Below are 7,110 nucleotides of genomic sequence, written 5' to 3'. Positions count from 1 at the left end.
TTTTAGCTATATTTTTATTTAATTAGATTATTTAATTTTTTAACAAATTCAACTGGATTTTCAATTTGGAAACCTTCCATAATAAGTGCTTCAGTATAAAGAACATCTAATAGGTCATCAAATTTCTCAGTATCTTTAGTCTCTTGAAGTTTTGCAAATAGTGGGTGATCTGGGTTAAGAGCAAGTATCTTTTCAGCTTTTACTCCTTCATTTCCAGGTATTTGAGAAAGAACTTTTTCCATTTCCAGTGATATCTCACCTTTTGCAAGTAATCCAGAAGCACTGTTTCCAAGGTTATTGCTAAGTTCAACATCAACAATCTTAGGAGATAATTTTTCTTTTATCTTATCAAGGATAGATTTATTATCTTCTGCTATCTTTTTAATCTCTTCCTCTTTTTCTTTATTATCTTCAAGTTTGAAGTCAGAATCATTTATAGATTTAAATGATTTTCCATCATACTCTCCAAGAGTTTTAAATACAAACTCATCTATTTTATCTGTAAGTATTAAAACGTTGATACCTTTTTCTTTTAAAGCTTCCATTTTTGGAAGTGATTTAATAGTAGCAACATCATCACCACTTACATACAGCATCTCTTTTTTATCTCCAATAGAGTCAGCAAATTCTTTTAAAGTAACAAACTTATCGTCTTTAGAATCTCTAAATATTAAAAGATCTTTTAGTTTATCTTTGTTCATACCAAAAAAGTCCTGAATTCCCATTTTGATATGTCTTCCAAATGCTTCCCAAAACTCAACATATTTATCTCTGTCAGTTTTTAAGATATATTCAAGTTCAGAGATAATCTTCTTTTCTATATTTTTAGCTATAGCCATAAGCTCGCTATTTTGTTGAAGTATCTCTCTTGAAATATTTAAAGAGAGGTTATCACAATCTACAAGTCCTTTTACAAATCCAAAGTAGTCAGGAATTAGATCTTCACATTTATCCATTATAAAGACATTTTTTGTATAAAGTTGAAGTCCTCTTTTGTAATCCTTTGAATAGAAATCAAATGGAGTTTTCTTAGGAATATATAAAAGTGCTGTATATTCAATGTTTCCCTGTACCTTAATGTGGAAGTGGAACATAGGGTCTTCCCAGTCATGGAAATTTGATTTGTAAAACTCATTATAATCTTCATCTTTTAATTGTGACTTATCAGTTTTCCAGATAGGTTTTGTTGAGTTAATTACCTCATTTTCAAAATATATTGGATATCTTACATAGTCAGAGTATTTTTTAACTAAATCTTTAACTTTCCAATCTTCAAGGAATGTATCAAAGTCGCTACCCTCTTTTAATGTAAGAGTGATATCTGTTCCTCTATCACTTCTTTCAATCTCTTCAATATCATATGAACCATCACCAGTAGAAGTCCATTTTACACCTTTTTCACCTTTTGGAGATTTAGTGATTAGAGTAATTTTATCTGCAACCATAAATCCAGAATAAAATCCAACACCAAATTGTCCAATAATATCAATATCATCCTTTGAAATATCTTTTAATTTTTCTTTAAAAGCTTTAGAACCTGATTTTGCAATTGTTCCTATATTTTCAAGGACTTCTTCATAAGTCATACCTATACCATTATCACTAATAGTCAATTCTTTTTTATCTTTGTCTACAGTTATAGTAATTTTAAAATCTTTATTTTCTCCTAAAATTTCGCTATTAGTAAGAGCTTCAAATTTTATCTTATCAATAGCATCACTTGCATTTGATATTAGCTCTCTCAAAAATATCTCTTTGTTAGTATAGATTGAGTGTATCATTAAATTTAGTAATTCTTTAGTTTCTGTTTGAAACACTTTTGATTCTTTTCTCATTCTATTTCCTCCTTTTAGCACTCTATAACTTTAGTGGCTAATAAATTATATATCACAATAATATAGAGTTGTCAATAGGGAAAATAAAAATTTTACTCTTCATCTTCCATTTCATATTTTTGTCTAAGTACTGACATAAGGACTACTGCAGGGATAACTACTCTCATTGCAGGACCTGTTAAATCAGCTATTATCCATGCATTTAATGCAATAGCAACTGGACCGCTTAAAAATCCACCTAATATTTTAGCTATTGTATTATTAGCTACAAATGTAAGACCTCTTCCAAATAGATGTCTCCAGATAAGATTTGCAAATACAAGTGTAGCTCTATATGTAACCATTCCACCAGCTTTAAAAGCTTGTCTTATAACAGTTACACTTATTTTTCCCCATGGGATTTCGTTATAGGAATTGATGATTTTCTTTAAATCTTCATCTTCTAAAGCTAGTTCAGATAAAAATTTCTCTGTATCTTTTTCTTTCATTTTAGAAAAAAGGTCTAACATAAGTTTTTCACAGATTGCATTTTCAAGCTCTGCAGTTGGGATAAATCCGATAATAGGAAGTTTAAGTCTTCTTGCAGTATGCTCTATAATCTGTCTGTATTTGACTCCTTTTCCTCTAAAGATATTAACCAGTGTGTTTCCTCCATAAAGTTGTAATTCCCCAGCTATTCTTTCCCAATACATATGATAGTCTTCTTTGTACTTTTGATATTCCTCAGATTTTAAAAGGGATGTAGTTAATCTTTTATGCCCATTTTTAGGATCATAAGCTAAAATCTGGAATAATCCTTCAAGCTCCTGGTTACTGCATTTTTTTAAAAACTCTAAATCTTCATCATAGATGTAATTCACCTGAATTTCCTCCTTTGTAAAAATTCTTTTCAATTTATTTTAGCATATTAGAATAAATATATCTATAAAAGAGAGTGGATTTTGACAAAGTTAATCATATAAAAAAAGAATGACTAAATAATAGTCATTCTTTGAACTCTATTTTATGTTAAAGACCTCTTTAATTGTGTTAGTAACACCATGATTATTATTATCATCACGAGTTATAAAATTTGATATTGCAATTAATTCAGGATGGGCATTTTTCATAGCATAACTGTATTTTGCATTTTTCATCATTTCAGAATCATTTAGATAATCTCCAAATGCCATAGTTTCATTGTAAGAAATTCCAAGGCTTTCCTGAGTCTTTTTAACAGCAACCCCTTTATTAGTACCAGGATTGCTAAGATCAAGCCATACTTTTCCAGAAACTACTACATTGAATATATCACTATACTCCTTGAAATAGTTATAACTGTTTTCTTCAGAGATACCAAAATCACAAATTGCCACCTTAATAATCTCTTCAGGTATATCTTTTATATTTTCAACAAGTGCAAGAGTAGTATAGTATTTTCTAATCTCACTTTGCATCTCTATTCCACTGTTATCAAAAATCTTTTTATCAATGTAAGATGAAGATTTACCACAAAAGATTGGTACAATATTTTTAATCTCTTTAGTTATAAGTAAAACTTTATCTATCTGTTCCTGACTCATTGGGTTTGAAAAGATCTCTCTATTTTTATACATTACAAGGGATCCATTTTCACAAATAAATAAAAGATTGTCTTTTATTCTATCAAATTTTCTTACTAAATTATAATAAGGTCTCCCACTTGCTATTGCAAATACAACTCCTTCATTTGAAAGCTGTCTTTCAATTGTCCAAAACTCTTCATTGATCTCATCGTGATCATTTAAAAGTGTTCCATCCATATCAGTAAGTATCAGTTTTATCATATGTTTCCTCTTTTCATTTTTTCCTGTATTATATCATATTTTGTTATATTTTTTTAAGAGGGTTGAATTTTTTAAGATAAATAAATGATACAAGAAGAGTTACCAGCTCTGTAACTGGAACTGATAACCATATTCCTGTAGCTCCCCAAAAACCAGGAAGTATATGCAGGAATACCACTAGAAGTATTATTCCACGTAGCAGAGTGATAATAGTTGAAATTTTAACTCTGTTAATTGCAGTAAAATATCCAGCTGTAAAGATATTAAATCCTGAAATCAGATAAGCAAGGCTGTATAATCTTAAAGCATTTACAGTGAGCTCTATAGTTTTGCTGTCATTTAAGAATATTGAAACAATTCCTCTGTTAGCAAGATTTACCAGAATATAGAAGAAAATCTGTATTCCTGTAAGGAGAATAAAACTTATTTTTAAAAGTTTTCCGATACGAGGATAGTTTTCCGCACCTAGATTATAGCTTAAAATAGGTTGAGTTCCCTGATTAAATCCAATCATAGTCATTGTTATAAAAGCTGTAACATAACCTATTATTCCAAAAGCTGATACCCCTGTATCTCCAACTCTTCTCAGGATAATAAGGTTAAATACAAAGATTGATACTCCCATTGATATCTCAGCTAAAAATTCAGCAAATCCTATTTTCATAAGTTTTATAATAGTTTTTACAAATTCCATAATTGAATAATGAACTTTTGTAAATTTTATCTTTTTAGTTCTAAAGAATATATAGAAGAATAGAAGTGACATTGATGTAAGCTGTGATAAACCAGTTGCAAATGCAGCACCTTTTATTCCCCATTTAAAAATAACTACAAATACATAATCTAAAACTATATTGATAACTCCACCTGAAATTACACAGTAAGTTGGATATGTTGGGTTTCCATCAACTTTGATATAGATTTCAAGAGCATAACCAGTCATATAGCATACACAGAATAGAATTACAACACTTAGATATTCGTGGACATATGGATATAGTTCTCCAGTTCCACCTAAAAAATGAATTATCGGTTCAATAAAAATAGATATAAGTGCAGAAATAAGTACTCCACAACTTAAAAGTGAAATAACTGCTGTTGTGAATATCTTATTTCCAGCTGTTCAGTCGCCCTCACCATAGTGAATAGCTATAACAGTAGAACTTCCCACTGCTATCATGATTCCAATGGCAAATGTGAGGTTTACAAGAGGCATAGCAATATTAACACCAGCTAGTCCCAATGGCCCTACAAAGTTTCCAATAAACATACCATCTACCATTGTGTATATAGTAAATATCCACATTGATACTACAGAAGGGATAGTATATCTGAGGATAGTTTTTAATACACTCCCTTTTTGATTCATAAAAATCACTCCTTTAGTAAATTATATTTATATTTTAAACCTTGGAACTATTCTAAGGTCAAGTGAAATGTGGTATAATTAATCTATAAGCTGACTTTGAGGTGAAAGATTTGAAAAAATACTATAAAATTGGAGATGTAAGCAAGATATATAATATAAGTACTGACATCTTACGTTACTATGAAAAGATTGGTCTTCTAATTCCTGATACGAGAAAAAGTAATGGATATAGATATTATTCTGAGAAACAGTTATGGAAACTCAGTAACATTAGAAATCTCAGAAAACTAGGCGTAGGTCTAAAGGATATAATTGAATTTTTAGAAACAAGAAGTATTGATAAAACTGAAGAGATGATTGATTTCCAACTGGATAAGATAGAGAAGAGTTTAAGACAGTTAAGAGCATTAAAAAACGAGCTTAAAGGGAAAAAAGAGAGTATTGCTTTTTTTAAAAAGTTTGACAAGTATGAGGTTCCTATTATTTCAAAATTAAAAAAGAGATATATCTATCTCACTAAAGGGGATTTTAGAGAGGAAAGTGAAATCAATCTTGAACTTAAAAAACTTAAAGATAAAGCTGAAGAGGACAATGATTTTCTATTTACAGAGAGTGAAATAGGGACAATTATACCTTTGGATAAATGGGAAATGGGAAATTATTATGATTATTGTGGTACTTTTATCATATCCAGGGAGAAAACCTCTTCTGTTTTAAATTCTGGATTGTATCTTACATATTTTTTTAAAGGAGACTATCAGGAGATAGGAAAACACTATGAAAAACTGAAAGAGTATCTTAAAAATTGTGATTATAGAATATGTGGTGATATAATAGAACTTTATCATATAGAGATACATATTACTGAAAATAAAGATGAGTATGTTACAGAGATACAAATTCCATTGGAAAAAATATAGAAAAGATTATATAATAAGTAGACAAGAAAAAATAGGACGTGAGATTATATGGAAAAAGGCAGAAAATTATATTTAAAAATATTTTCATCTACTTTTTTTCTAAGTGCTTTTACATTTGGCGGAGGGTATGTTATTGTCCCACTTATGAGAAAGAAATTTGTAAATGAGTATGGATGGATAGATGAACAGGAAATGATAGATTTAATAGCAATAGCACAGTCAGCACCAGGAGTTATTGCAATTAACTCTTCAATTATAATAGGATATAAATTGGCTGGAGTATTGGGAGCATTAGTTTCAGTAGCAGGAACTATACTGCCACCTCTTTTTATTATTTCAATTGTATCAATGTTTTATCTCTCTTTTAAGAAAAATCCAATTGTCAATGGAGCTCTTGAAGGGATGCAGGCAGGAGTTGCAGCAGTAATTGCAGATGTAGTTATAAAAATGGCAATGGATGTAGGTAAAAAAAGAGATATAATTTCAATAATTGTTATGATAGGTGCTTTTATAGCAACTAAGTATGTAAATATAATGGTAATAATTATTGTGTGTGGACTTATTGGTATAATTGTTAATAAGATGAAAAAAGGTAAAAAGGAGGAATAGCATGCTTCTATATTTACAGTTATATTGGAGTTTCTTTAAAATAGGACTTTTCAGTATTGGAGGGGGATATGCTTCACTTCCGTTGATAGAAAAAGAGATAGTGGAATATCATAAATGGATAGATATGACAGCTTTTACTGATATAATAACAATTTCTCAGATGACACCTGGACCTATTGCAATAAACAGTTCAACATTTGTGGGAATTCAGGTAGGAGGAATACCAGGAGCAATTGTAGCAACATTGGGATGTGTAACTCCATCTGTTATAATTGTACTTTTCTTAGCTCATATCTATATGAAATATAGAAATCTTGAGCTGATGTCAAGTATACTTTATGGTCTTAGACCAGCTGTAGTATCACTTATTGGAGCAGCAGGAATTTCAATAATTTATCTTGCTTTCTTTGGACAGAAAGTTGTAGATTGGAGTAATATAAATATTAATTATATATCAGTTGTACTCTTTGCAGTTTCGATGTTTATTTTAAGAAAATTTAAAACCAGCCCTATATATGTTATGGTAGGATGTGGAATAGTTGGAGCGGTGATATATAACATTTAAGAGGTGG

The 7,110-nt window shown here is 29.8% G+C and carries 6 protein-coding genes and 1 pseudogene; 3 read left to right on the top strand and 4 right to left on the bottom strand.

The features are described from left to right. Positions 1–14 precede the first annotated feature (14 nt). The 4 genes and pseudogenes from htpG to IX290_RS11745 all read right to left on the bottom strand — a co-directional run bounded on the left by htpG (position 15) and on the right by IX290_RS11745 (position 5,009). A complete protein-coding gene (gene htpG, locus IX290_RS05500) occupies positions 15–1,835 on the bottom strand; it encodes a molecular chaperone HtpG (RefSeq protein ID WP_211492208.1) in 1,821 nt (606 codons plus the stop codon). 92 nt (positions 1,836–1,927) lie between these two features. Further along, complete coding sequence (locus tag IX290_RS05495; RefSeq protein ID WP_211492207.1) at positions 1,928–2,695, bottom strand: DUF3944 domain-containing protein; 768 nt, start codon at positions 2,693–2,695, stop codon at positions 1,928–1,930. 138 nt (positions 2,696–2,833) lie between these two features. Then, entirely contained in the window at positions 2,834–3,640 is an 807-nt protein-coding gene (locus IX290_RS05490; protein ID WP_211492206.1) for an HAD family hydrolase, read from the bottom strand. Positions 3,641–3,683: 43 nt separating this feature from the next. Further along, positions 3,684–5,009 (bottom strand): annotated as a pseudogene (locus tag IX290_RS11745) (MATE family efflux transporter). Positions 5,010–5,119: 110 nt separating this feature from the next. On the opposite strand from IX290_RS11745, the gene IX290_RS05480 reads away from it, so the two are divergent. Genes IX290_RS05480 through IX290_RS05470 form a run of 3 tightly spaced genes read left to right on the top strand, consistent with a single transcriptional unit; the run spans position 5,120 to position 7,103 of the window. Continuing rightward, a complete protein-coding gene (locus tag IX290_RS05480; protein WP_211492205.1) occupies positions 5,120–5,929 on the top strand; it encodes a MerR family transcriptional regulator in 810 nt (269 codons plus the stop codon). A 48-nt stretch (positions 5,930–5,977) separates the two neighbouring features. Next, positions 5,978–6,538, top strand: coding sequence for a chromate transporter (locus IX290_RS05475; protein WP_211492204.1), 561 nt, complete (start codon positions 5,978–5,980; stop codon positions 6,536–6,538). A 1-nt stretch (position 6,539) separates the two neighbouring features. Then, the gene (locus tag IX290_RS05470; RefSeq protein ID WP_211492203.1) at positions 6,540–7,103 is read left to right on the top strand and encodes a chromate transporter; all 564 of its coding nucleotides are present in this window, start codon (positions 6,540–6,542) and stop codon (positions 7,101–7,103) included. Positions 7,104–7,110 lie beyond the last annotated feature (7 nt).

This window comes from Fusobacterium sp. DD2 (genome assembly GCF_018205345.1).
Lineage (GTDB): Bacteria > Fusobacteriota > Fusobacteriia > Fusobacteriales > Fusobacteriaceae > Fusobacterium_A.
The sequence above is the reverse complement of the archived record's forward strand: the minus strand, read 5'-3'. Positions and strand labels throughout refer to the sequence as shown.

What these genes read in the sequence shown, in the direction of transcription:
- htpG (WP_211492208.1), bottom strand. Translation starts at nt 1,835, where the DNA reads ATGAGAAAAGAATCAAAAGTGTTTCAAACAGAAACTAAAGAATTACTA.
- IX290_RS05490 (WP_211492206.1), bottom strand. Translation starts at nt 3,640, where the DNA reads ATGATAAAACTGATACTTACTGATATGGATGGAACACTTTTAAATGAT.
- IX290_RS05475 (WP_211492204.1), top strand. Translation starts at nt 5,978, where the DNA reads ATGGAAAAAGGCAGAAAATTATATTTAAAAATATTTTCATCTACTTTT.
- IX290_RS05470 (WP_211492203.1), top strand. Translation starts at nt 6,540, where the DNA reads ATGCTTCTATATTTACAGTTATATTGGAGTTTCTTTAAAATAGGACTT.